Origin of the sequence: Enterococcus larvae (assembly GCF_017830045.1) — a bacterium.
Lineage (GTDB): Bacteria > Bacillota > Bacilli > Lactobacillales > Enterococcaceae > Enterococcus_L > Enterococcus_L larvae.
Genome location: NZ_JAEDXU010000001.1, coordinates 450,789 through 474,548 on the forward strand (window position 1 = coordinate 450,789; position 23,760 = coordinate 474,548).

Here is a 23,760-nt window from a genome sequence, read left to right on the forward strand (position 1 = left end):
AAAAATTTTATAATATCTTTACCAACTAAAAACGCTTTGTCAGGTCGTTGTGCTGCTGTTTCAGCAATGCAACTGACCTGCTGTTCCTTGGCCATCGTTCTCAACTGCTTTTTCCAACGCCTTCCAAGCCAGTGTGGCACATTTGATCCGTGCCGGAAACTTACTGACATTTTTCAGCATAGAAGCATCGCCCAGCTTTTCATCATCAGCTACTTCGTTTCCTTGTACTAGTTGAGAAAAGGCTTCAGCCAGCTCTTCTGCTTCAGTAACTGATTTACCAATCACTGCATCCGTCATCATGCTGGCACTAGCGGTACTGATGGAACAGCCGCTACCTGAAAAGGCAATGTCCTTGATCACATCATCTTGAATATCTACCTGTAGTTCAATTACATCACCACAGGTTGGATTATTCATTTCGATTTTCTTGCTGGAATCCCCCAGTGTCCCATGATGATGGGGATGACTGGAATGATCCAATATTACTTGACGATATAGATTTTCTAATTTAGATAGCGCCATGTTGGAAAAACTCCTTTGTTGCCATGATCGCCTCAATCAGACGATCCGCATCTGCTTTTGTATTGTAGAGATAAAAACTCGCTCTCGCTGCTGCCGGAACCTTCAAGTATTTCAGTAGCGGCTGCGCACAATGATGGCCCGCTCGTACTGCAACACCTTCCATATCCAGAGCTGTCGCTACGTCATGAGGATGAAGCCCATCCAGATTAAAGGCAATAACACCTGTATGATCTTTCGGATCTTGCGGTCCATAGACTGTCAGTCCATCAATTGCCAACAGCTTCGGCAGAACATAAGAAACGATATCTGCTTCGTGCTGATGGATATTGTCCAGACCTATCTCTTGTAAATAATCTGCCGCTGCACCTAAAGCAATTGCTCCACCAATATTCGGTGTGCCTGCCTCAAATTTCCACGGAAGCTCTTTCCATGTGCTGTCATAGAGATTGACAAAATCAATCATCTCTCCGCCAAATTCCACCGGTTCCATCTTTTCAAGCAAGGCGCGTTTTCCATATAATACACCAATTCCGGTTGGTCCGCACATTTTATGTCCGCTGAATGCAAAGAAATCTGCATCCAATTCCTGAACATCCACAGCCATATGAGGAACAGATTGTGCACCGTCTATCACCATCACTGCGCCATGCTCATGAGCAAGTACTGCCAGTTCCTTCACAGGGTTGATCACACCAAGAACATTGGAGACATGTGCAATTGATACGATCTTTGTTTTATCCGTAATCTGCTCTTTTGCACTAGCCATATCCAAATAGCCTTCAGGAGTAATATCAATATATTTTAACGTTGCACCCTTACAAGCCGCCAACTGCTGCCAAGGAATGATATTGGAATGATGCTCCATATAGGAGATCACAATCTCATCGCCTGCATTCACAGCAAGATCTCCATAACTTTTCGCGATCCAGTTCAAACCAGTTGTTGTCCCCCTGGTAAAAAGAACCTCGGCAGTTTCTCCCGCATTGATCAGCTTTCTCAGCTTCTCACGGGCTGCTTCATATTCCTTGGTTGCTCGCTCCGCTAAGGTATGCACACCACGATGGACATTGGCATTGTCATGTTCATAATAGTAAGTCAGCTTGTTTAAAACTGCCTTTGGTTTTTGGGTCGTTGCTGCGTTATCCAGATAAACAAGGGGCTCGTCATTGACTTCTTGAAACAAGATGGGAAACTCTTGACGAATCTTCTCCACGTCTATCATGCATTCAACTTCCTTTCAATCACTTCAATAAATTCATCTCGAACTTCTTTAACAGGAATCGCAGTGATCACTGATCCTAGGAAGCCGCGAATCACTAAACGCTCCGCTTCTGCTTTCGGTAGACCACGACTCATCAAGTAGTACATTTCCTCTGGATCAACACGCCCAACACTGGCCGCATGTCCCGCAGTTACTTCATTTTCATCGATCAATAGGATTGGATTCGCATCCCCACGCGCTTTATCAGAAAGCATCAATACACGACTTTCCTGCTGTGCATCTGCTCCTTTCGCACCTTTCAAGATATGACCGATTCCGTTGAAGGTCAATGTTCCTTTTTCACGGATGACCCCATGCTGCAGAATATGACCAATAGAATGAGGGGCCTTGTTTGTTACACGGGTATCGATCCCTTGTGTTTGTTTCCCAGCACTGATGGCTACAACCTTGACCTCAGAATGAGCACCTTCGCCCACTAAATCAGAATCAAAATCAGCAACAACATCACATTCATTCATTACGCCCAATGCCCAGTCAACAGAAGCATCACGCATGATATGCCCACGACGATTCATATAGGTAGAAAGATTTTCACCTAATTGATCAACTGCTGAATATTTCACTTTTGCGCCAGCCTTTGCGATAACTTCAACGATGATATTAGCAGAGACTTTGACCTTCTTGTCATTCATTGTTTGATATCTTTCCAAGTAGCTGATTTCACTGTTCTCTTCAGCTACGATCAATACATGTTTGAAAAATGGCTGATCACTAGCAGAATCTTGAAAGAAAAGCGCTTCGATCGGTTCTTTGATCACCACATTTTTTGGTATATATAAGAAAACACCACTGTTCATAAACGCCGTATGGAACGCTGTCAGTTTGTCTTCGTCCATTTGTACTGCTTTCGTCATATAATATTCTTTGACTAATTCAGGATACTCCTGCATCGCTGAAAATATATCTGTAAAAATCACACCTTTATCTGCCAACTCCACAGATAATTGTTCAAAAATCGTTGCAGAGTTCTGCTGAACGATCACTGGATTGTCCTTCATCTCACCAAAATTCGGTACATTGGCAGATGCCGGTACATATGCTTCTATGTTCACATTGAATAATGGCCAACGATGGAATTTCACACGCTCAATCATTGGCAGTTCTAATTCAACAGCCTTTTCCAAAGCAGAAACACGTAGCTCTGTCATCCATAGAGGTTCTTCCATTTGAGCAGAAAAAGCGTGGATATCATCAAGATAAGTCTTTACATTCATATCTTTCATTTACCGTGCCCTCCCTATGCTTCTTCTTCTTTGTATTCAATACCCAATTCTTTACTGATTCCAGCATAGCCTTCTGCTTCCAGACGTTTCGCTAAATCAGCACTGCCTGTTTTCACAACTTTTCCGTTCATCATGATATGCACCACATCAGGAGTGATATAGTTTAATAAACGTTGGTAGTGAGTGATGATCAATGAACCGAAGTTTTCACCGCGCATTTCATTCACACCTTTAGCAACTACTTTTAATGCATCAATATCCAGACCTGAGTCGATTTCATCTAAAATCGCAAAGGTTGGTTCCAGCATCAATAATTGTAAGATCTCATTACGTTTCTTCTCCCCACCGGAAAAGCCTTCGTTCAGATAACGTTCAGCCATTTCCTCAGGCATATTCAATAAATCCATCTTACTATCTAGTTTTTTCAGGAAATCCATAACAGAGATTTTATTATCCTCATCACGTGTTGCGTTGATTGCTGCACGCATGAATTCTGCGTTAGTGATCCCAGGAATCTCACTTGGATACTGCATTGCCAAAAACAGACCTAGACGTGCCCGCTCATCAACTTCTAACTCAAGAATATTTTCACCATCTAAAAGAATTTCGCCTTCAGTTACTTCATAATTCGGGTTCCCCATGATTGCTGCTGATAATGTTGATTTCCCAGTTCCGTTTGGTCCCATGATCGCATGGATTTCACCTGTTTTCATTGTCAGATTTACGCCCTTCAGGATTTCTTTATCATCAATTGATACGTGCAGATTTTTGATTTCTAAAACTGACATGCATTGTTCCCTCCAACTTTAAATTTAAAATTTCGTTCTCATTCATTCTATCCTAATTGATAATGAATCGCAATCTCTTTGCCACCAAGATTCCTGATTTTTCATGTGTTTTGGCTCTATTAAAGGTTCTTAATTATAATATTTATAACTTAAGAAGAAGTTTTGATAGCAAATAATAACCTAACAGAAAATGACAATTATTTGATTGTTAAGAGTGGCAGCGCTTTTTCTGAAAAATATGTAAAATTTTATGTAAGAACCTTCATTTATATAAAGACATTGTAAAAAAGCACGATCAACCTGAGAAGTCTCTCTATGGCTGGCCGTACCTTAATCAATTATTCGCCAAATTCCTGCGGGTAGTATTCGCCGCAATCTGAAAAGTAGCGGGCATAAGGATTACTATGCTTTTGCCATTTTTCAGCCAGTCGAAGCATTCGACTGATTTTTTGTGGTGTCGACTCACAGATCAGTAACACACCTACAGCAAATTCCTCAGTTGGTAGAGTGATTGCTGTCGCTCCCAGCATGTTTACAACGCGTAAAAATCCTTTATTTCCTTGTCTTTGCATCTTCTGTGTTCGTTCATCAAAATGTCCAAGCACTGTATCTCCCAGCCCTTCTGTATCCACAGGACCTTCTTTGCTAACTAGTACATCACAGCTTTTTAGCAACTCTTTCAGTCTAGGCATCACACAATCTCTCGTATCAAACTTGAAGGATAAAACTTTTTCATGGATATGTCCTCGCCATTGTGCTGCTTCCACTTTTGAAAAATCGTTTGGGTCATAAATTATTTCAAGCGTTGTCTCATCTCCTGCAATAGGCAATGTAGTGTGTAGAACCTGCCACAATAATTGGAAGTTTCCCGTGATGAATCCTAAGGAAGGATGAAATGAGATACCATCAGTCGATATCTTACTCGCTGTATTCTTCATATGTTCCTGATCCAGCAAAGGACTGATAAAACCAATGAGATTAACTGCCATTGCCGGAGCAAGGACTGAACCGCCTCCGTCTGTGCCTATGCCAATATCATTGATCCCAAGCAGTACATTGATTGCTGTTCCACTGGAGGACCCAGTCATTGGTCTTCCTGTATAAGGATTTTTCAATTGCATATCTACCGCTCTTCCAGCTATCGAAGCCTTATCAAGTGTATGGAGATAGATACCGACCGCCTCTAAAAATTTGATGAATGACTGTGAGATTTGGCTGCGATTTTTGACTCCAACATAATAAACCGGATTTTCCTTTTGAAATTGTTCAATAATCATTGGATAGACTTTTTCTACAGAAGCATACGGATTTTTCAATGCGATAAAGCTCTTTTTTGCGCCTTCTATCGCAGTAGGGTTATTCATCTAGATACACTCCAATCCTCTAATATTATGAAAACTACGTAATCAAAAAGGGCAGAGGATCGCTATTCCTCTGCCCTCCTGTCTGTTGTGGTACAAGCAGATCATTATGAACTGCTTGTACCACAATCTTCTCACACTTTCTATTTGTTTCAGTTAGAAATCTTTGTTAAAAATGATGAACCGTGTTGCGGTGCTGCAACATTAAAATAATCTGCAACCGTTGCACCGACATCAGCCAGTGTTTTTCTTTCCCCGATTTGTTTTTTCTCGATACCCTTACTGTAAACTAGCAGCGGCACACGCTCTCTTGTATGATTGCTATGACCAATCGTCGGGTCGTTTCCATGATCCGCCATCACAATCAGTACATCTCCCTCTTGCAGCAATGGCAATAATTCTTTGATGCGACGATCACTAACTTCCAGTCGATCAGAGTAACGCGACACATCCTCTGCATGTCCTGCTAAATCAGTCTCTTGAATATTCAAACAGATAAAGCCACGCTCGATCTCCCGCACTTCCCCAAGCAACGAATCAAACAGCTCATCGCTGTCCACTCCGGGAAACAGACGAGGACTTTCTGTCTGAACAATATCAGCAACCTTTCCCAGCAAGGAAACAGTAATATCTGCTTTATCTAAAATCGTTGGTACCTGTACATTTTTATCGATGCCATAGCCTAAATGAACTACTTGATAACCGTGATTATAGACACCAGATTCCGGTGCATCGACACCAGCGATTTCATTATTCTTCACTTTTCGAGCGGCCAACAAATCATTTAAATCAACTTGCTCTCCCCCAAAAGTGATCACTCGGGAAACCTGTACGACTTCCCGCACGCAATGGCCGATTTCCTTTAACGCTTCATAAGAAATCAGATCCAAACAGCCCGTCACATTGTATACTTGACCGTAATCTGTTTCCAAGTTATCCCCAACCGTTACACAGTCATTAACGACTAAAATTTTCGGTTCATCCGCTGCACCGACACGACGGACAGAATATCCGTGCGTCACTAACGCTTCTTCCACTACGTCGATTTTTGCATTAAAAGGCTGGATCAAAGGGATTTTTGGTGTCGTGCCCATGATTTCCTGATGCCCTAGAAAGGAGTCTGCACCGTGATGCGCCAAATTGGCAGTTCCCCAGTTCGCAGTCTCAGAAAACCTGTGCTGTTTATATTCTTTACCGATTGCATTCATCAAGCCCAGCGCTTCTAGCGTTGGAAGCTGAATCTCCGGATTTTTCTCCATAATATGCAGTGCTGTATTACTGCCTAGATCCCTTGGTCGAACTTCTTTTACATCAGCCATAGCGCCTACACCATAGCTGTCCAATACGATCACTACAAATCGTCCCATGGGTCTCACCTTCTTATTCTATTTCCTTGACTGTCAAAGATTCCTTCAAGCTTGGGACTGCTGCTTTGAATACCTGAAACAACTGCAACGTCGCTTCTGGTAACAAATATTTGTGTTCGAAACGCTGCGATAACTGTTGCACCAACTTCATGCTCCTGCTCCGCCTGTAGATAGTAGTCGATATTTTCAGCTGAGAACGGGATCATTCGATCCAATCGTTCCTCTGTGCCATCGACTAAAATGTTCTCTAAATGTCCGCGGCGATAGTAACCGCCGCCATAAAAATAACTGTGCTTATCTAAAGAATGAGAAATTTCACTAACATACACCATTGCCGGCAGCTCCGGCAAATCCAGCTTGGCATGAAGCGGTGTGCTTCCTGTCAATGCGTGTCCGGGCTCGCCCTGAGTCCCACCCAATTCCTTAATGAACGGAATCGTGCGCACACAGGTCGCTGATGGAATATTCAGTTCCAGCTGATCGATCCCATTCTCTGCAAACAATGCTTTTGCCTTTCTGATACTTTCTACATTATGTGTCGGCACCAAATCCTCTTCTCCATCAAATAAGAAGCAAGGGAATGAGGTCAAGCCAGCCAGCTCAACGTGTTCCATCGTCTGATATGCATGGATCAACTCCGGTAAATCAGCAAGGTGGAACCCACCATATTGCCCCTCATAGATTTGATCGTCTGCCTCCAGTATCTTAACGAGGATTCGTTGCTTACAGCCTAACTCACGGCAGACACAATCGATGTTCTTCAGCATCTCTAAAGAATAGACAGTGATATAGTCTGGTTGGTGCGCAACGATTTTCTTCAGTAAATGAATAGGAATCTGCACCAGATGCCCCACATTTCCAATAGGTAAATCGTTATCGATCATCACTAGTGCTTCTTTATAATCAACCACTACAGCTTTATCGATCCCTGCTGTTCTAATTGCTTTTGCAACCAATGGATTACGTCCTAATTGCTTAGTCATATAAAACAGCTCGATTCCTGACTCATCCGCCTGTTGCTTCATAACAGCCGCATTTGCTTGAATATTGTCCAAATCCAAGACATACGTATCCGGTAAGATTTGTCCTGTTTGATGAAGCATTTTAGCTACGTCGATCAGCTTCGGATTTCTTCTGCGTACTACATCTAGAAACATCCAACCCCCTACCCTTCGTTCAGCATATTGCAAATATGCAAGTAGAAGTAGTCGAGTTCTGTTTCATCAAAATCAATCGTCACAAGCTCTGCCAGCTCTTGCCACAAGACTTGTGAATGCAAGTACTGTGAATCACTGATGATTTGCTCTTTGATGAATGGATCAAGTGCATTGACCGCTTCGCCGCTTTTCTGGCGTGCCGCGGCCATTGCCAAATGCGTCAGAAAAACATCGGCTTCGTGATCCTCTTTTATTATCTGTTTTTCTTTCAGATAATCACAAACTGCTAGTACATAGTTATGGACTTCCGTATCAATGATGCCGGATTCCTCTAAAACAATTAATTTCTGCTTAATCATAGGCCCTCCTGCTAGTATCGGGGAACCATTTCTCCTGCCGTGACCTGTTTTTGAATCAACAAAATTTCTTCCTTCAATAAATTGTTTTTCAAAATGGCCTGCATCGCCTGATCATCCTTATGACAGATGATCACAGCAGTGCTCATATCCTCTTGTATTTGTGATGTTTCCAAAAATTTATAGTTCATGTTCTGGTAGTTTTTATCAACGATCTCATCATAGTTCCAAACACCAGCATCAATTCTTTGCTGATTCAGACCGTGAATCAATTGGTGTCCGGGCATCTCAACAAGCTCGATTTCATACCCTTCTGTCAACGTCTGTGTCAACAGCTGTTGGTCATACGAGCTGTAATCGATCCCTACACGCATACCATTTTCTATCTGATTTTTTGAAACATCGGAAAACAAAAGAATGTGTTGTGACAGATAGGTGTGTTCCCCAAAATCACTTACGATTTGAATAGGTTCATTCTGTGTGATCGCTTCTTGTGCCGCAAAGCGTGAAACGACCGCAAAACGGTATGTTTCCGTACAGATTGAACGAATTCTTTCTTTTGATCCTCGAATATAAGCCATATTCAACTTGATATTCTGCTGTTCGAATGAGGAATACAGTCCAGTTGCAAAGCCTTCATAAAGCCTTGAATAAGGCAAAGGCATTGTCCCTAAAACAGATTCAGAAACAGCATATTCTTGTAGAATAGCGTAATTGATATCGACTAGAAATGTTCCTAAATGACCACGGCTTTCACAAACGATCGCCTGCTTCTCCTTCAAAAAATTCAAAGCATTTTGAACCGTCCCTCTGGACACATTGAACTTCTTCTGATATTCACTGACAATAGGCAGCTTATCCCCTTTTTTCAGCTGAATCAAATCAGAAGCCAAATAGTTTGTTACGATCCCCTTTTTCTTTAGAAACATCTCATTCATCTTTCAATTCACCCTTTTCATTTAATTCTTTGTCATCGCCTGCTTTAAAATGCGAATGATCGTATCTGCTCCAGCTCGCATCGGATTGATCCGAATCATCTGCTCCTCTGCCTGAGGATCAGCCGCACGAAATGTGCCAGAAATACGATAGAACATTGGCACAAACTCATATTTGGACTCGGCTCCGACTGGATTTGGTGCTGCTCCACGCTTTTCTGCCGCTGCTAAAACCCGCTTGGCAATCGGGTGCTGCAGCTTCACGATTACTACCTTTGACTGTGCATTCACGATAAATGCATGATCGATTCCGTCGACTTCCCCATCATTCAATCTTCGGCAGACTTCTTCACTGACTTGAGCAGATAGTGCAAGTGATACAGGGGCGTAAATCATGCCTTGTAAAACGGCGATACTTTCATGCCCTTGAACTTGACTGCCTCCAGAATAATTTTCTTTACGCAAAGTATCAATGTATTGTTTTTTACCTACAATACAACCTATCCCTTCCGGCCCCAAAAGTTTAAAGGTTGAAAAGCAGGCCAGTGTACCGCCAATTTGTGCACCGATTATCGGTGTTTTCAACGTGGAGTAATTATCATCTGTTACAATCGGAATCTCCTTGTCCACAGTACGGATCGCTGCAATCAGTTCCTTCAGATCGTAAGAATCATCTAGTTTTTGTCTTGTTACTTGGATTAAAATACCATCCAGCCCACCACTGGATACAGTGGTCTTCACAGCAGTTAAATCATTGAAATTCACTGCTTTTGTCTGGATACCCATCATATCGATCGAGGTTTTTGTCGTTGGATAGATTGGTGCCTCATGCACCAACACCGTCCCGCCAGTTCCTATTGTAGCATGTAATGCTTGACGAATGGCACTTGTTCCGGCACCTCTAACTAGCATTGCCGCTTCGCAGTCAAAAAAATGGGCCAATACCTGTTCTACATTTTTGGTCGTGATAGGTTGATTCAACCCCTGAACAACGCCTAGATCACCGCGAGTCAGAATCTCAGTTCCCGTAAAAACTTTGGTGATTTCATCAACTAACCGAAATTGCAGCTGTGCAGCTTCATCAACTGTTAGGCTTGATAAAGGATATACATTCATTGCTTCTTCTCACTTTCCTTCAATCATTGATTTACAGTAATTACTTTCAGTTTAACGTTACTTAACAGAAAAGAATTCCTGTGGGTTCGTTACTAGCATTTTTTGAATAAATGATTCAGAAATATCATTTTCTTTCATTAAAGGAACAAACACGTCTAAGAGATAAGAATAACCAATCCCATCCTGATATTCTAAATTGGATTTCCTAGTGATATCCATTGAAAGGAATACTTTATCCGTAAACCCAGCCTCTTCGATTTGCTGCAGCATCTTCACCCGTTCAATATCCGGCAGATAGTTTTCTTTTCCTACGGTATCAAATTCCACATAGACACCTTGCTCCAACATATGAAGAACATAGTCGCCGCTGCCGCTCAAATCCACATGCCCAATCACAACCTTGGAAAGCTCCACACCATTTTCTTTGAAAAACGCCACCTGCTCATGACCGAAGGTGCCTAATGTTGTATGGGTCGTAATTGGTGTCCCGGTTTTCTTGTGTGCGATGACTGCAGCATTGAAAACCTTTTTCTCTCGCTCTGTCCAGCCATCTTTACTTGAGCCAATCTCACCGATAATTTGCGCCTTAATTGATGTATCCGCAATTCCCTCTTCAATCTCTTTAACCATCAGCTCAGCCAGCTGTTGCGTGGAATATTCATCAACAATTTCCGGCAAGAAACGTTCTGTATAAAAACCAGTCGCTTGAATGATATTGATTCCTGAGGCTTCTGCTGCCTTTTGAACATACAGCGGATTCCGCTTCATATCCATCACTGTAACATCTACAATATTTCTTACACCTTTAGTATACAACTTTTTGTATTCTGCGACAGTCTCTTCAAAACAATTTAGATTTGTGTCATCAATGTTTTTGATACGGGACAGGTCAATTGTTGTATGCTCGTGCATATACGTAATGCCTTCTACTAATACCATCTATTTCATCCCTTCTGCTGTTTAGCCTGCCGGCGTGAACAGACCCAATAAATAAAGAATGTTTACAATAATACCAAGACTGATTGCCGCTACCGGACCAACTGCCAAGTCAACAATCGGTTTCTTCGCTGTTTTGTTCAACAGAGAAAGACCGATTACCCAGAAATACCCAATGCCGGGCGCAATCGATTCAGAAGCCATTGCTCCACCAATCAGCAAAGCCACTTCTAATACCTTGTTCATTGAAGTACGGATATATTCACCCATCTCACGGACACCAGGGAAACGATCCAATCCTTTTGCCATACCATTAAGCAACAGAATTTCTACAAACATCACTGCAGCACCAACCACAAACGCTACGATTGGATTTCCTCTTAACAGAATACCAACGACGAATACAAAGGTTGTACCAGCCGGGCTATAAACACCGGTAACAATTGCTGTAGAGAAAACTAATGGAATAAAACCAATACCTCGGGCAAATGCCGCTAAGGCTGCTTCACTGAATTTTCCTTCACTTAAAAGATTTAAAGAAATAGGATCACCGGCGATCATCAACAGACTAGTCGCAGCACTGACTAAACCACCCGTAAGAGATAGCAATATCCAATTTTTCTTGATGCGTTCTACCCGTTCAAGGAAGATACTCATCAAATTTTGGTTAGAATCATTGCCGTCCCCTTTTACTTGAATCGCAAATACGATCATGAAAATCATACCAACCAGTAAAGACATCCCTTCCGCACTTAGCGTAAAGCTTGTTCCATTACCGATATTGAACGTTCCAAATTTTTTCACTGTAAACAATGTCAACATTGTTGCCAGAAAAGCAATAGCCCCTTTTTTAAAATTATGTTGATGAGCAATTGCTACTGCTGGGAAAATTGAAAATGCAATCACAACTGGCGAGCCGACCATTGACAAAGAATCAAGGAAGTTGATCGGCAGCTTCGCAAACAGATCAACGACCGCCTGCAATCCTAATACGATCCCCACACCGTACAATGCACCAACAGCACCTGAGATAACCATGCCCTTTGTTCCTTCAGGCGACCATGAGCCAATGATGTCTGTTGCCAATAAAATACTATGCACTAAAATAATTGATGCACCAATCGAAACTGGAATACCAAAGCCAATAACCAATCCGAAACTTAATGCAAAACTCGTCGCTGCAATTTCCTTCTTGCCAATTTTTCCTTCAAGAAATTCCGGAACGATTGGACGTAAGCCATCATTAAAAACAGCAATCCCACGATTTGCCAAGATTGAACATACGCCTCCCAGCAAAGCAATAACAACCAATTCCATTACCTTAGATCCATCCATTTCATTTCCTCCCTATTATTCACCTAGTTTTCCCAGCTCGTCCATTAAGATCGGTACAACAATCTCCTTATGTTGAGCAGTAAAACCAAATGCTTTTTTTCCGTTGCGAACACTTTGACGAATCTCTTCATCTTCCATCACTTTACCCGGCATAGAAACGGTCTCACAATTTTCTCTTCCTAATAATGCTAGTGCCATTGCCAAGGCACCACCCCCACCAGTATTGCAGGCCCCCAAGTAAAAATCCGCCTGACCTGATTTGATTGCCATGGCAGCATCCAGATCACTTTTCACTTCAGCAGTGAATTTTCCATCCGCATATTTCTCAACTAATGCAAACACTTCATCTTTGTCGATCTGACCGCCTACTACGATTTTCTTCATAAACCATTCCTCCTGCTTAAATTATCTCAAAATACATTTTTTTGTATATTGATAAATAGAACTGTGAACTACCCGAACATTCATCAGAGTGGTCCAAAATACATTTTTTTGTATATTGAGAGATAAAAATAAAGTATTTATAAATACAACCGAAGTATAAAACATACCAACTCAAATTGCAACCCTTTTCATAGAAATAATTTTAGCTTTTTTTTATTCAATTGTGATGACCATTCACCTTGCTAACTCTTCACTCCTCTATGAAAAAAAAGATGGACAAATCTATCTTAGCCCATCTTTTTCTTTCATTTTTTATTTATCTACAGGTTTCACTGATCCGTCCCATTTTTCAAGAATCCAGTCTTGAATTTCTTTACTATGCAATGCTTCGACAAGCTTTTGAATTGCTTCGTTGTCCTTGTCTTCAGAGCGAACAGCGATGATATTCACATATGGTGAATTATCAGATTCCAGCAATACTGAGTCATTCACGGGATTCAATCCGGCGTTATAAGCAAAGTTTGCATTGATCGCTACTAAATCAGCTTCATCATTTTGATATGTTGTTGCCAGTAGCTCTGGGTTGATGTCATGAACGAATTTCAGATTTTTTGGATTTTCATCAATATCTTCAAACGTTGCAGTTTCTAAATCAACACCATCTTTAACCGTTACTAATCCTGCGTCCTGCAAAATTGTAATGACACGACCCCAGTCAGATTCTGAGTTTGATGCAATCACTGTTGCACCATCTTTTAAGTCTTTGATATCATCGATTCGTTGAGAATACAGCCCCATTGGTTCGATATGGATACCGCCTGCATTCGCAAAATCATACCCATTTTCTTCCACTTGAAGATTGAAGTATGGAATGTGCTGGAAGTAGTTTGCATCGATTTCTCCGTCAGCTAACGCTTTGTTTGGAAGAATATAATCATCAAACTTCTTGATTTCCAGATCAATACCTTCTTTTTCTAAGATCGGTTTTACTTGTTCCAAAATCTCCGCATGCGGAGTTGGCGAAGCCCCTACAGTCAGAACAGTTTTGTCACCATCTGATGATTTGGATCCATCCGTACTATCTTTGCTGCCATTCCCACAAGCTGCTAAACCTACTGTTAATGCAATTACTGCTGCTAAACCTGCTAACTTTTTCTTCATACTTGATTCCTCCAATTGTTATCGTTTGTCTGTTTGTTTTGCTAAAAAGTCTCCCACACCTTGAACAATAAAAACTATAAGTAAAATAATAACTGTCGCTACAAATGTAACGGTCAGATTATTCCGTTGATACCCTTCCTGCCATGCCAGACCACCTAGTCCGCCGGCACCGATTGCCCCTGCCATTGCTGTAAAACCGATCATTGATACGGTCGTTACAGTCAATCCGGAAATCAATGCAGGAATACTTTCCGGGATGATCACCTTGCGGACGATCTGCCCATAATTGGCTCCCATTGCTTCTGCCGCTTCGATCACGCCTGAATCTACTTCTCTAAAGGCAATCTCTACTAAACGAGCATAAAACGGTGCTGCTGAAAATACTAATGCCGGAATTGCCGCCTTTGCTCCCAACATAGTTCCTACAAGAACCTTTGTAAATGGAATCAATAGAACCATCAAAATCATGAATGGTGTCGAACGGAAAATGTTACTGATGATCGACACGGCTGTATATAGGAATTTAGCATATGGCTTGTTGTTTCTGCCAGCTGTATAAAGCAGTAACCCTAACACCAACCCAATAACCAATACGCAAATCATTGAAATCACCGTCATATAAATCGTATCTACAAATGCCTGCTGTAATGTCTCAGTATTCACTTTACTGAAATCAAAATATGTTTCTGCAAAGCTCTTATCCATGATGGATCACCTCCACCCCAACTTCTTTTTCTTTGAAAAATGCCAATGCTTTTTCTACCTCAGCATCTTCTCCTGTGATCATAACTGTCAATGAACCAAAGGCACCTTCCTTCGCCTGCTGCACCTTGCCGTGGACCACATTGATATCCACTGCGAACTGGCGAATAGCCTGAGAAATGACTGGCTCATTTGCATTATCTCCCTTGAATAGCAGAGTTGTTACAAGCCCTGATGGATTTTCAGTGACCAAATCAGAAAGCAAATCCTCTAAATCGTCTTCCGGATCGATTTCTCTTTGAACAAAGCGCTTTGTTACTTCTTGCTTCGGATGACGGAAGACTGTCAATACATCGCCCTCTTCAACGATTTTCCCTTGTTCCATCACAGCAACCTTATTACAGATTTTTCTGATCACGTGCATCTCATGGGTAATCAAAACGATCGTCAAATTTAGTTCCTTATTGATTTCAAGTAGTAAATCCAACACTTCATCCGTTGTTTGCGGATCAAGCGCACTGGTTGCTTCATCACAAAGCAGGATTTCCGGATTATTTGCCAGCGCACGAGCAATCCCTACACGTTGCTTCTGTCCACCGGATAGCTGACTCGGATAAGCCTTCCCTCTGCCTTCCAGACCAACCAACTCCAACAATTCTTCTGCTCGTTTCAGTCGTTCCTGTTTTGGTACACCTACCAGCTCCAACGGAAGCATGATATTTTCCAAAATCGTTCTGGACCACAATAGATTGAAATGTTGAAAAATCATTCCGATTTTCTTTCTGAAATTTCTCAACTCTCCTGAGCCTAATGCAGTGATATCCATATCCTTAATGACTACCTGACCATCTGTCGGAAGCTCCAAGCCATTCAACAAACGAACCAAGGTACTCTTTCCAGCGCCCGAATAACCAACAATTCCATAAATATCTCCTTTTTCAATTGAAAGGGAAACATCATTTACAGCGGAAACCGTTCCCGCTTTTCCAGTAAATTCCTTTTTGACATGACGTAACTCGATCAAAGCCATGCTTTTCACTCAACTTTCTCTCTTTATATTCATTTAGAAAATTAAAAAACTTTCGTCCTTCTACTGATTATAATACATATCAGTAAAAAGGACGAAAGTATATCTCTCGTGTTACCACCTTTATTCGCGCCCACCTCACGATGTTCGCCTTAGCCAGTACTTGATACAGGTCATTGACCCTTTCCTATCGTATACTGCGGTGCTGTAACGGGCACTCCCGTAATAAGTTCACTTACTCGCTCACTTATTCTGCTCTAAGACCATCTTCCATAACAACTTTGCTGCCTCATTTCAGCAAACAGAGGCTCTCTCTTCAAACATTGTTGTCATGTACTCTTCTTTTCAGTGCTTTATGATTTATCAATTGATGAAATTATAGCAATCGAATGATTGACTGTCAACGATTTTCTGTCGACTATTCCAAGACATCTTCAAAAATGGCCAACCACGCTTGCGAATCATCTTCATTGTCTAGAAGGCTCGGGTCTTTATCCGCTGCTCTATTGACTTCACGAATCGTTCCATTTAAGGGACTGCCAAACTCACTGACAGATTTCTCTGCTTCAAGCTCAACAAAAGAATCTCCTTTACTTAGCTTTTGTCCTACCTTAGGTAAAGTAACAAAGCTGACATTCCCCAACTCTTCCTGTGCTTCATTGGTCAAACCAACTTTATACCCATTATCAACCGTCTCGATCCATAAGTAATCTACAACTTTTCTGCTGTTCTCACTCATTTTTTGAATGCTCCCTCATAGTCAGACTCCTTGAAACCATTTGAGATAAAGTGGCCATCTTTGACCAAAATCGGACGTTTGTTCAGCATCCCATCTTTAGATAGACGTTCACTTGCTTCCTTGACAGAAAACTCATTAACGATGTCTTTCAGGTTCTGTTCTCTATAGTGACCACCGCTTGTATTGAAGAAACGGCGAATCGGCAATGGACTTTCCTCCATCCATTGTGTCAGCTGCTCTTTTGTTGGAGGTGTTTCTATCATATCAACGATTTCATATTCTGCTCCAGCTGCATCCAGCCAAGCCTTTGCTTTTTTGCACGTTGAACATTTCGGATACCAGAAAAATGTGTACATAAATAATTACCTTCTTTCAGAATAATTAAGGCGTTCCTGAAAACCCCAACGACGGATTTTCCAGATACACTCTAGTCGCTGATTACCGCTTCTTTTTGATACTTCATTGAAAGAATCAATCCGACTCCGATCATATTTCCGAGAATAGATGATCCCCCTTGACTGATAAACGGCAATGGAATCCCTGTTAATGGAAGCAATCCGATATTCGCACCAATATTTTCAAATACGTGGAAAAGAATCATCATGATGATTCCTGTTGCCAAGTAAGCATAAAATTCATTATTCGTTTCAAAACAGACACGAATCATTCGGTAAATCAATATAAAGTATAACAAAATGATAAAGCAACTGCCAATGAAACCAAAATTCTCACCAATAACAGTGAAAATCATATCTGATTCCCGAACAGGAACATAAACATCACTCACATTAAAGCCTTTTCCGAACAATCCGCCAGAACCAATAGCAGTGATTGCCAGTGCCGGTTGGAAAGAGCGGTTCTGATCATTGTGGAATGGATTCATCCACAAATCGATACGCTCAAACTGGTAGGCTTTAAAACCAACTTTATTCAAAAGATCCCGCCCAGTATCAGTAGTAACCAGATAAATCATTGCTGCCCCTAGTACGATTGTGACTAAAAATACCGGCAAAATGATTTTCCATGAAATCCCTGACATTAGAAAAACACCGGCAACAATTGCAAGGAACACCAGCATCGTACCAAAATCCTTTTGAAGAAGAATCAGAATAATTACAGGAACAGTGACCAATGCCATCTTACCAATCAACAGTCCATCTGTTTTCAATGTACGCTCACGATACTTCACATTGTGCATTGTAACAACATAAGCCAGCATCAAAATAAAAGCAATCTTCATCAGCTCCGAGGGCTGAAAAGTTGTACCGCCAAAACTGATCCAGTTTTTCGATCCTGTTTGCTGCTCCAGAAAAGGATCATAGAACTTCAACAAAAGCCCCATCAGCAGTAGACCAAAACCATAAAAAATCGGTGTCAGTCGCCAAAGTAGTTTTGAGTTAAAATGCATGATCACGATGATGCTCACGATCCCCAGCAAATACCAAAGCCCCTGCTTGATCAGCATTGAGGCAATCTCTGGTCGATTTGGGTCATGATCCAATGCCACATACAACGATAAAATTCCTATCAGCGATAGTAGAAATACCGGTAAAATCACACCGTAATCAATACGGTTATCTATATTTAATTTTTTAGTTTTTTCCATCTGTCATCCCTTTTCCTTAAATCATACGCCCTTTATTATATCGTCCTTACCTTTGAAAAGAAAGTGCAGACTGGAGGATTTGGAAAAAACTTTAATTCCTGCGTTAAAACATAGTATTAAGATCGATCTTCTTCAAACCATAAAAGTCATTACAAACAAAAAAACGAGAGTGGGACAATAATCTGTTGCCACTCTTTTCCATACCCTAAATCCGAATAAACGGCGAGTCAGAAGTAGCTCCTACGACAATAAGCCGGAATTCAACAAAAATTTGTGAAACAATTTTCGTGAATTCCGGCTTATTGCTTGTAGCTAAACACTTCTGTCTCAGCCTCGTTAAGTCAGTTATGCCAAATCCTGTTCAAGGACCCAGCTGCTGATTTCTTTTAAAAGATATGCTTTCTTCGAATTAGCCATGCTGACATTCTTAATCTGCTGAATAGTGTATGTCTTATTCTTAGCCCATGTTGGAACTGCTTCACGGGTCTGATAATGGGTCGCATGATTCAAAAGTTTGACCTTTTGCCCTACTGAAAATCCTTTAGTCGTCCCAGTTTGTGAGCCTAAAAAACGATAGATCGTGTTTACCGGTCCATTGTTGTAGGACCAGATTTGATCATGATTATTCACCGTAATACCATTATAACCGTAATTGCAGTGAATAATATTATCTTTATCAGTAAAGATTCCAGTATGCCCTGCAGCGCCGCCGCTTGCGCCACGAACACCCCAGATAAAGATATCGCCTCTTTTTGCATCAATATAGCCATTTACCTCTGGTAGCTTCTGCCAGCCATTCGCTTCGAGATGACCAAATAAGCTGTCGGTATTGCCCATGGTTCCGGACGGTAAAAAACCGCCGGCAACCAGGGCAAAATAGACAGCGCTGGAACAATCATAACTAGCTGGTCCTAAACGACTGTTCATCGAATAGGTAACCCTTCCCTGTCGATCTGCCATCCACTGCAGCATTTTTTGACTATCAGCCATCTTTCTTCAGCTCCTTCATCCGCTCATCCGCCTCAACTGCAGCTTCAGTGAAGCTATTATTTTTCCACCATGCCGCAATCGTAGAAACTATAGTAAAAAGCAGTGATACGACTTGATAAAGATCATTTTCAGCAATATCGATCGTACCTTTCCCCAAAATAGCCAATACCTGATTGACTAAAGCCAGAACCAAAATGATTGTCCGTGCAATCGTTTCAGATGATACATGTTTCATGCTCATTTCTCCTTTCGAAAAAGCGTTTTGATTTGCTGCTCATGTTTCACCAGCTTAATGTTATGATCAACGAGCCTTTCGTCGTGAGTTTCTAATTTTTCCACAACCTCTGAGTGTCTTTCATGTGTCCAATTCGTTTCAGAATCGACAATATTCGATAAATGCGTGATTGCCGCAGATAAGCTGTTCAGATTTTGCTTGATTGGATCGGATATGTTATCCTTCACTGTTTTGTACGCTTTCTTCGCGACCCACATCAGCCAAGCGCTAAATGTGCCAAGCAATCCGACTAGAGTCGCAACCTCAGCAATAGTTAAACCAAAAAATCTCATAATTCACCAACTTTCTATTTACCCATATTGTGTGATCTCTTTTATCACAGAATATTGAGTGCCTTCATAATTTATGACTAAATTGACATAGTAAAAATATCCTCGGTCTAACGGAACGTTTAAATTTGCAATAAAAGATTTGATTTGTTGAGGGCTTTCTTGCTCGTTAATATATTTACCTGATAATTTAGAGATAGCTGCAAACCCAAATACATCCTGACTTTTTGAACCTTGATAAATGGTCGTCTCTTCAAAATCTATCAGATTACTAAGATTTTGATCCTTATCTTGATAGAGAAAGAAGACATTGCTGAGAGTACTAGTACTCTCAGTGCGATATTTTGCTCCGATGCTTACTCTATTCAGAAGTGCTTGTGCGTCAATTTGCGCATTAGGCACTACAGATATCACATTATCTTTAATCGTGATGTCATCACCTGCCACCAATCTATCTTGTTTGACCTCAATATCAGTAGTAGTCGCGACTATTTTCCAGCTACCAATCCAAGCACTATCTACGATGGTTCGGATAAATGTATTCCCTGATATATCTACAGCAAATACATAGCCATATGAAGAGGAAGCCATGTATACATGACCTCTCATACTCGAATTAGCAGTTGCCGGATAATCAGTAGTCCCATTTGTAAACGTATATGTCCTCATTCCTGGTGCCCGGCTTAACACAGCGTCAAGAATCATTCCACTAGATATTGTTGCAATTGGTCTGCCGTCATCAGCTGTTATTTTCTGTTTTTGAGCGTTGACTATAGTGGTTGGAACTGTCAGTGATCCGTTGGTATTACCTAATGCATTTACTGTGCCTGTTACATCTCCAGTTAAAGAAATATCTGTTACAGATTTTTTCCAAGCCCCCCAAGCTCCATTCACACCTACCCGTTCCCAAGTAACTAATGTGCTACGATTGTAAATGATTTGTCTCCACCCATCATTACTGTTTCTTTGTTGAAGTAGTGCAAAAGCTTGATTCAGTTCTTCTGGTTTATTCAGCAACGTAAGGGCAGTAGTATTTAGTGAACAACGGTAAAAACCTTCTTGATTCAACAAATTCAAATCTTGATTTTCCAGAATTGAAATTGCTCGGTCCATTTTTTCTGCCAACTTAGGAATATTTGTATTGATTGTAGCGGTCGCATTCACTGCATTATTACCAGTCCATGTGCCAGTTACATCACCTTCAAGAGTAATTGAATCGTTACGTACATACCAGCTTCCAAATGTACCGGAAATTGTTGCTCTATAGTAGGTCAACGGTCTAGTTGTGGTATACGTTGTAAGGATTTGCGCCCTACCGGAAACGCCACTCGTAGCAATTACCTGTAAATTAAAAGCACTGCCTACAGGACAGTTTGTTAAGCTAGCAGCATTTGTATTGTTTGAACATTTGTAAGATCCCTCTGTCAAATATGTGTTTAGGTCTGCATTCGCTGAAATTTCTGCCGCCATTCCTGTTTTTTCAGCAAGTTTTGTGTCTATCTCGGTTTTTGTGTAAGACTCAGCTTTCAGTGCATAAACATCACTGGCAGCGACAGTTAACGTATATTCGAGATCTGTATAATCAACATTCAAAGTGCTGGCAGTCATACCATCTGATGCCTCTGTAATTATTATTGAGTCAAAGTATCCTTCATCTGAAATTGCTTGTTCAAATTGAATAGGACTTTTCAAAGTTGCGGTTACTTTTGCCAATCCCGTTACAGAAGTAGGGTGTGCCAAAACCCAACTTTTATCCAAGTTGTTGAATCTGTATAGCTTCAAGCCATTTGCAGCAGCTCCTGATCCTGATGCCCATGCATTAGTAATTATGGAAGAAATTACTCCGGACCTAAGAACCTCTGCTTTTTCTTTAGTCGTTTCTGCCCCCATACTCTCAAAGAAATGTGGATATTTTCGTTCAATATTCTTAACAAGATTCCATCTAAAGAGCATCTGTATCATCGAATTGGTTGTACTTGTTTGTATCGTGGCATTTTTTGAATCCAAAATCCCGATGCTATCGTATCTTGTTTGATTAAGTTCTGTAAACGTTGTGGTTGTTGGCTGCTGCAAAGCTAAGCCACCACCCCATTTCGCAACATTCACATTTTCTGTTGTGCTGCCGCTTAACTTCTCGTTAAAATCAATAGCCTCCGTTACAGAAACAGGTTCTCCTGATATAGTTTCAAACATTCGATCTTCTGTTTCTTTTTTCGTGTACACGTCAGTTTTTCGTGCATAGATATCACTAGCAGAAACGGACAAGGTATAGTCAAGGCTTGCATAATCAATATTTACTACACTTGGGATTATCCCATCAGATGCAGGAGCATAAGCCAATACTGAAACCTGTCCTTTTTCATCAATTCTATTTACCAGCTGATCGACAGAATAAGTTCTTGTCAATTTTTTCATCGTTGCAGTCGTATTTGTTTGATTTACACTTGAATTTTCCCAGATATTCGTAAGGGTATAAAAGGATGCAATGGTTAGTTTATTCCCTTCGATGCCGCTTCCATATCCCCAAACATTGACAGTTAGTGATGAAACCATTTTCTTCACAGCAGCAGTTTTTTCAGCAACGGTTGCTGCTCCTAAAGAGTCAAATAAATTGGGATATTTCCGCTCAATTTCTTCAATCAAGTTCCAGGTTAAAACTACCTGTAGAATATTTTTATCCGTTATATTCGTGACTTGATACGTTTTATCATCATTCAATGCTTTGATTCCATCATATCTCAACTGATTCAGCTCGTATAAATTCGTGGAATCCGGATTTTGAAGAGTCGGAGATCCAATCATTTTTGCTGTGTTTGGATTTTCAATTAGACTGCCTAATATTTTTCCTTCAAAATCACATGTATTCGATACTGTATTTTGTTCACCAGTTATGCTTTGAACGATACGCTCATCTGTTTCTACCTTGCTGTAAAAATCAAGCTCCTTTTTTAATCCATCATAATCAAGATCAATCGTCACATCGTGGGTGCCGCTTCCTGAGACATTCAGAAAGCCATCTATATTTTTTACTTCTGTTGGTTCATTTTTATCCTCAACATCAACAAAAATTTCGTTGTCCTTTATAGATAAGCCATCACCCAATTTGATGTCGATTTCACTGCTATCATTTTTTGTGAAGGTCATGCGGCCTTCTGAAAGTTGAATATCTTTCACTGCTGACTCTACTGATCCCACCAACTCTTCAGATAAATCAGCTGTCACCTTATGTGTCCCGCTTCCTGTTATCGTAATATATCCATCAGTGTTAGTGATTTGTGTTGGCTGCCCATCGCCGTTACCGCCATCACTTAATTGAATCATTGCTGTACCGTCATAGTTAAGGATCCAAACAGAATTATCTGGTAATAGATAGGCATGATCCCTATCAGGCTTTTTGATCTCAGACAGATCATTCACTGGTACTGCCCACCAGCCATCAGGACAATCCACTGGGAAAATAGGGCGCTCTGTGTCTAAATTACAAATTATTGGTTGTGTCATTTTTCACTTCTCCTTACCTGTTAATATAAAAAGCACAGCTTCCGACCAAAAAAAGCGGAACTCTGTACCCTTAAATGTATTTAGCTGTTTTGTTACTTGATCAAAAGTTTTCTCTCATTCATATTTAAGCATTTCTTTTTAAGCTGTCAGCAAAACAAGCCGCACATTCTGTAATCTCCACACCTAAAAATCTGGATAGAGAGCGAACAAACAGCTGGTTTTTCTTCAAATATGCGGATAATAGTTCCTCATCCTTATTACTCGCCTGCCAGCTTTCGAATGCAGTCATCATTGCAATCCCTAGATGCTTAACAGTACACCACTGCTCTTTTTCGCCTTTGCTTTTATATAATTCAAAAAGATACAGCATGTCATTTCTACGCAGCTCAGCAAGCTCATGGATGTCTTCCTTCAGCTCCGTGATTTTATTCAATTGCTCTTCAAGGATATCCTCCTGTTCGATGTCGATCAGACCATTTTCAAGCTCTGATGTTCGTTTTTCAAGCAATGTTTTAGCGTGCATTTCTACACTGGCAATCTGAACAAAGCTTCGGATCAAGTCCTCTGCAAGTCCGTCTGTACTCTGTTTGTTCTCCATCTATCTCACCGCCCCTCTTATATTTGGCTACTTCCCTCATCATAAACTGTTTGCTTTTTCTTTGTTCATAAGCGATTGAATCACTCTCAACCTTAAAAAGACTGACGACC

24 protein-coding genes and 1 other annotated feature are annotated in these 23,760 nt (G+C 40.9%); all 24 genes read right to left on the reverse strand.

Annotation, left to right across the window (positions count from 1 at the left end):
• Positions 1 to 60: 60 nt before the first annotated feature.
• Positions 61 to 522 carry a Fe-S cluster assembly sulfur transfer protein SufU gene (gene sufU, locus I6N96_RS02150; protein ID WP_209555852.1) on the reverse strand — a complete coding sequence of 154 codons (462 nt, stop codon included), beginning with the start codon at positions 520 to 522 and terminating at the stop codon, positions 61 to 63.
• Positions 509 to 1,744 carry a cysteine desulfurase gene (locus tag I6N96_RS02155; protein WP_209555853.1) on the reverse strand — a complete coding sequence of 412 codons (1,236 nt, stop codon included), beginning with the start codon at positions 1,742 to 1,744 and terminating at the stop codon, positions 509 to 511. The genes sufU and I6N96_RS02155 overlap by 14 nt, the downstream gene beginning before the upstream one ends.
• Positions 1,741 to 3,027 (reverse strand): Fe-S cluster assembly protein SufD, encoded by a 1,287-nt coding sequence (gene sufD, locus I6N96_RS02160; protein WP_209555854.1) that lies wholly within the window; start codon positions 3,025 to 3,027, stop codon positions 1,741 to 1,743. The genes I6N96_RS02155 and sufD overlap by 4 nt, the downstream gene beginning before the upstream one ends.
• 14 nt (positions 3,028 to 3,041) lie before the next feature.
• The gene (gene sufC, locus I6N96_RS02165) at positions 3,042 to 3,815 is read right to left on the reverse strand and encodes a Fe-S cluster assembly ATPase SufC (protein WP_209555855.1); all 774 of its coding nucleotides are present in this window, start codon (positions 3,813 to 3,815) and stop codon (positions 3,042 to 3,044) included.
• Positions 3,816 to 4,153: 338 nt separating this feature from the next.
• Positions 4,154 to 5,179 (reverse strand): amidase family protein, encoded by a 1,026-nt coding sequence (locus I6N96_RS02170; RefSeq protein WP_209555856.1) that lies wholly within the window; start codon positions 5,177 to 5,179, stop codon positions 4,154 to 4,156.
• Positions 5,180 to 5,328: 149 nt separating this feature from the next.
• Positions 5,329 to 6,543: a phosphopentomutase gene (locus tag I6N96_RS02175; RefSeq protein WP_209555857.1), complete on the reverse strand. Its 1,215-nt coding sequence runs from the start codon at positions 6,541 to 6,543 to the stop codon at positions 5,329 to 5,331.
• A 5-nt stretch (positions 6,544 to 6,548) separates the two neighbouring features.
• Entirely contained in the window at positions 6,549 to 7,700 is a 1,152-nt protein-coding gene (locus I6N96_RS02180) for a YhfX family PLP-dependent enzyme (protein ID WP_209555858.1), read from the reverse strand.
• A gap of 8 nt (positions 7,701 to 7,708) precedes the next feature.
• Positions 7,709 to 8,059, reverse strand: a complete 351-nt coding sequence (locus tag I6N96_RS02185) for a PRD domain-containing protein (RefSeq protein ID WP_209555859.1) — start codon at positions 8,057 to 8,059, stop codon at positions 7,709 to 7,711.
• An 11-nt stretch (positions 8,060 to 8,070) separates the two neighbouring features.
• Entirely contained in the window at positions 8,071 to 8,994 is a 924-nt protein-coding gene (yhfZ, locus tag I6N96_RS02190) for a GntR family transcriptional regulator YhfZ (RefSeq protein WP_209555860.1), read from the reverse strand.
• Between the two features lie 21 nt (positions 8,995 to 9,015).
• The gene (locus I6N96_RS02195) at positions 9,016 to 10,107 is read right to left on the reverse strand and encodes an aminotransferase class V-fold PLP-dependent enzyme (RefSeq protein WP_209555861.1); all 1,092 of its coding nucleotides are present in this window, start codon (positions 10,105 to 10,107) and stop codon (positions 9,016 to 9,018) included.
• A 57-nt stretch (positions 10,108 to 10,164) separates the two neighbouring features.
• Positions 10,165 to 11,046, reverse strand: coding sequence for a phosphotriesterase family protein (locus tag I6N96_RS02200; RefSeq protein WP_209555862.1), 882 nt, complete (start codon positions 11,044 to 11,046; stop codon positions 10,165 to 10,167).
• Between the two features lie 21 nt (positions 11,047 to 11,067).
• Positions 11,068 to 12,378 (reverse strand): YhfT family protein, encoded by a 1,311-nt coding sequence (locus I6N96_RS02205; protein WP_209555863.1) that lies wholly within the window; start codon positions 12,376 to 12,378, stop codon positions 11,068 to 11,070.
• 15 nt (positions 12,379 to 12,393) lie between these two features.
• Positions 12,394 to 12,762 (reverse strand): DUF2620 domain-containing protein, encoded by a 369-nt coding sequence (locus tag I6N96_RS02210; protein WP_209555864.1) that lies wholly within the window; start codon positions 12,760 to 12,762, stop codon positions 12,394 to 12,396.
• Positions 12,763 to 13,074: 312 nt separating this feature from the next.
• Positions 13,075 to 13,923, reverse strand: a complete 849-nt coding sequence (locus I6N96_RS02215) for a MetQ/NlpA family ABC transporter substrate-binding protein (protein ID WP_209555865.1) — start codon at positions 13,921 to 13,923, stop codon at positions 13,075 to 13,077.
• Positions 13,924 to 13,941: 18 nt separating this feature from the next.
• Complete coding sequence (locus tag I6N96_RS02220; RefSeq protein ID WP_209555866.1) at positions 13,942 to 14,628, reverse strand: methionine ABC transporter permease; 687 nt, start codon at positions 14,626 to 14,628, stop codon at positions 13,942 to 13,944.
• Positions 14,621 to 15,655: a methionine ABC transporter ATP-binding protein gene (locus I6N96_RS02225; protein ID WP_209555867.1), complete on the reverse strand. Its 1,035-nt coding sequence runs from the start codon at positions 15,653 to 15,655 to the stop codon at positions 14,621 to 14,623. The genes I6N96_RS02220 and I6N96_RS02225 overlap by 8 nt, the downstream gene beginning before the upstream one ends.
• 84 nt (positions 15,656 to 15,739) lie before the next feature.
• Positions 15,740 to 16,010, reverse strand: a binding site (T-box leader).
• 60 nt (positions 16,011 to 16,070) lie between these two features.
• Positions 16,071 to 16,391, reverse strand: coding sequence for a glycine cleavage system H family protein (locus I6N96_RS02230; RefSeq protein WP_209555868.1), 321 nt, complete (start codon positions 16,389 to 16,391; stop codon positions 16,071 to 16,073).
• On the reverse strand, positions 16,388 to 16,747 hold the full coding sequence (locus I6N96_RS02235) for an arsenate reductase family protein (protein ID WP_209555869.1): 360 nt from the start codon (positions 16,745 to 16,747) through the stop codon (positions 16,388 to 16,390). The genes I6N96_RS02230 and I6N96_RS02235 overlap by 4 nt, the downstream gene beginning before the upstream one ends.
• 71 nt (positions 16,748 to 16,818) lie before the next feature.
• A complete protein-coding gene (locus I6N96_RS02240) occupies positions 16,819 to 17,997 on the reverse strand; it encodes an FtsW/RodA/SpoVE family cell cycle protein (protein ID WP_209555870.1) in 1,179 nt (392 codons plus the stop codon).
• 345 nt (positions 17,998 to 18,342) lie between these two features.
• Complete coding sequence (locus I6N96_RS02245; protein WP_209555871.1) at positions 18,343 to 18,987, reverse strand: peptidoglycan amidohydrolase family protein; 645 nt, start codon at positions 18,985 to 18,987, stop codon at positions 18,343 to 18,345.
• A complete protein-coding gene (locus I6N96_RS02250) occupies positions 18,980 to 19,222 on the reverse strand; it encodes a phage holin (RefSeq protein WP_209555872.1) in 243 nt (80 codons plus the stop codon). Before I6N96_RS02250 ends, I6N96_RS02245 begins: the two co-directional genes overlap by 8 nt.
• Before the next feature lie 2 nt (positions 19,223 to 19,224).
• The gene (locus tag I6N96_RS02255) at positions 19,225 to 19,554 is read right to left on the reverse strand and encodes a hypothetical protein (RefSeq protein WP_209555873.1); all 330 of its coding nucleotides are present in this window, start codon (positions 19,552 to 19,554) and stop codon (positions 19,225 to 19,227) included.
• A gap of 18 nt (positions 19,555 to 19,572) precedes the next feature.
• Positions 19,573 to 23,052, reverse strand: a complete 3,480-nt coding sequence (locus tag I6N96_RS02260) for a pyocin knob domain-containing protein (protein WP_209555874.1) — start codon at positions 23,050 to 23,052, stop codon at positions 19,573 to 19,575.
• Between the two features lie 124 nt (positions 23,053 to 23,176).
• On the reverse strand, positions 23,177 to 23,650 hold the full coding sequence (locus I6N96_RS02265) for a hypothetical protein (RefSeq protein WP_209555875.1): 474 nt from the start codon (positions 23,648 to 23,650) through the stop codon (positions 23,177 to 23,179).
• Between the last annotated feature and the right edge of the window lie 110 nt (positions 23,651 to 23,760).

Bases quoted from the DNA above. Each gene is read 5' to 3' on its own strand.
- I6N96_RS02240 (WP_209555870.1), bottom strand. From the start codon at position 17,997: ATGGAAAAAACTAAAAAATTAAATATAGATAACCGTATTGATTACGGT.
- I6N96_RS02260 (WP_209555874.1), bottom strand. From the start codon at position 23,052: ATGACACAACCAATAATTTGTAATTTAGACACAGAGCGCCCTATTTTC.
- I6N96_RS02180 (WP_209555858.1), bottom strand. From the start codon at position 7,700: ATGTTTCTAGATGTAGTACGCAGAAGAAATCCGAAGCTGATCGACGTA.
- I6N96_RS02155 (WP_209555853.1), bottom strand. From the start codon at position 1,744: ATGATAGACGTGGAGAAGATTCGTCAAGAGTTTCCCATCTTGTTTCAA.
- I6N96_RS02215 (WP_209555865.1), bottom strand. From the start codon at position 13,923: ATGAAGAAAAAGTTAGCAGGTTTAGCAGCAGTAATTGCATTAACAGTA.
- sufD (WP_209555854.1), bottom strand. From the start codon at position 3,027: ATGAAAGATATGAATGTAAAGACTTATCTTGATGATATCCACGCTTTT.
- yhfZ (WP_209555860.1), bottom strand. From the start codon at position 8,994: ATGAATGAGATGTTTCTAAAGAAAAAGGGGATCGTAACAAACTATTTG.
- I6N96_RS02220 (WP_209555866.1), bottom strand. From the start codon at position 14,628: ATGGATAAGAGCTTTGCAGAAACATATTTTGATTTCAGTAAAGTGAAT.
- I6N96_RS02265 (WP_209555875.1), bottom strand. From the start codon at position 23,650: ATGGAGAACAAACAGAGTACAGACGGACTTGCAGAGGACTTGATCCGA.
- I6N96_RS02245 (WP_209555871.1), bottom strand. From the start codon at position 18,987: ATGGCTGATAGTCAAAAAATGCTGCAGTGGATGGCAGATCGACAGGGA.
- sufC (WP_209555855.1), bottom strand. From the start codon at position 3,815: ATGTCAGTTTTAGAAATCAAAAATCTGCACGTATCAATTGATGATAAA.
- I6N96_RS02175 (WP_209555857.1), bottom strand. From the start codon at position 6,543: ATGGGACGATTTGTAGTGATCGTATTGGACAGCTATGGTGTAGGCGCT.
- I6N96_RS02250 (WP_209555872.1), bottom strand. From the start codon at position 19,222: ATGAAACATGTATCATCTGAAACGATTGCACGGACAATCATTTTGGTT.
- I6N96_RS02200 (WP_209555862.1), bottom strand. From the start codon at position 11,046: ATGGTATTAGTAGAAGGCATTACGTATATGCACGAGCATACAACAATT.
- I6N96_RS02225 (WP_209555867.1), bottom strand. From the start codon at position 15,655: ATGGCTTTGATCGAGTTACGTCATGTCAAAAAGGAATTTACTGGAAAA.
- I6N96_RS02195 (WP_209555861.1), bottom strand. From the start codon at position 10,107: ATGAATGTATATCCTTTATCAAGCCTAACAGTTGATGAAGCTGCACAG.
- I6N96_RS02235 (WP_209555869.1), bottom strand. From the start codon at position 16,747: ATGTACACATTTTTCTGGTATCCGAAATGTTCAACGTGCAAAAAAGCA.
- I6N96_RS02170 (WP_209555856.1), bottom strand. From the start codon at position 5,179: ATGAATAACCCTACTGCGATAGAAGGCGCAAAAAAGAGCTTTATCGCA.
- I6N96_RS02230 (WP_209555868.1), bottom strand. From the start codon at position 16,391: ATGAGTGAGAACAGCAGAAAAGTTGTAGATTACTTATGGATCGAGACG.
- I6N96_RS02185 (WP_209555859.1), bottom strand. From the start codon at position 8,059: ATGATTAAGCAGAAATTAATTGTTTTAGAGGAATCCGGCATCATTGAT.
- I6N96_RS02205 (WP_209555863.1), bottom strand. From the start codon at position 12,378: ATGGATGGATCTAAGGTAATGGAATTGGTTGTTATTGCTTTGCTGGGA.
- sufU (WP_209555852.1), bottom strand. From the start codon at position 522: ATGGCGCTATCTAAATTAGAAAATCTATATCGTCAAGTAATATTGGAT.
- I6N96_RS02255 (WP_209555873.1), bottom strand. From the start codon at position 19,554: ATGAGATTTTTTGGTTTAACTATTGCTGAGGTTGCGACTCTAGTCGGA.
- I6N96_RS02210 (WP_209555864.1), bottom strand. From the start codon at position 12,762: ATGAAGAAAATCGTAGTAGGCGGTCAGATCGACAAAGATGAAGTGTTT.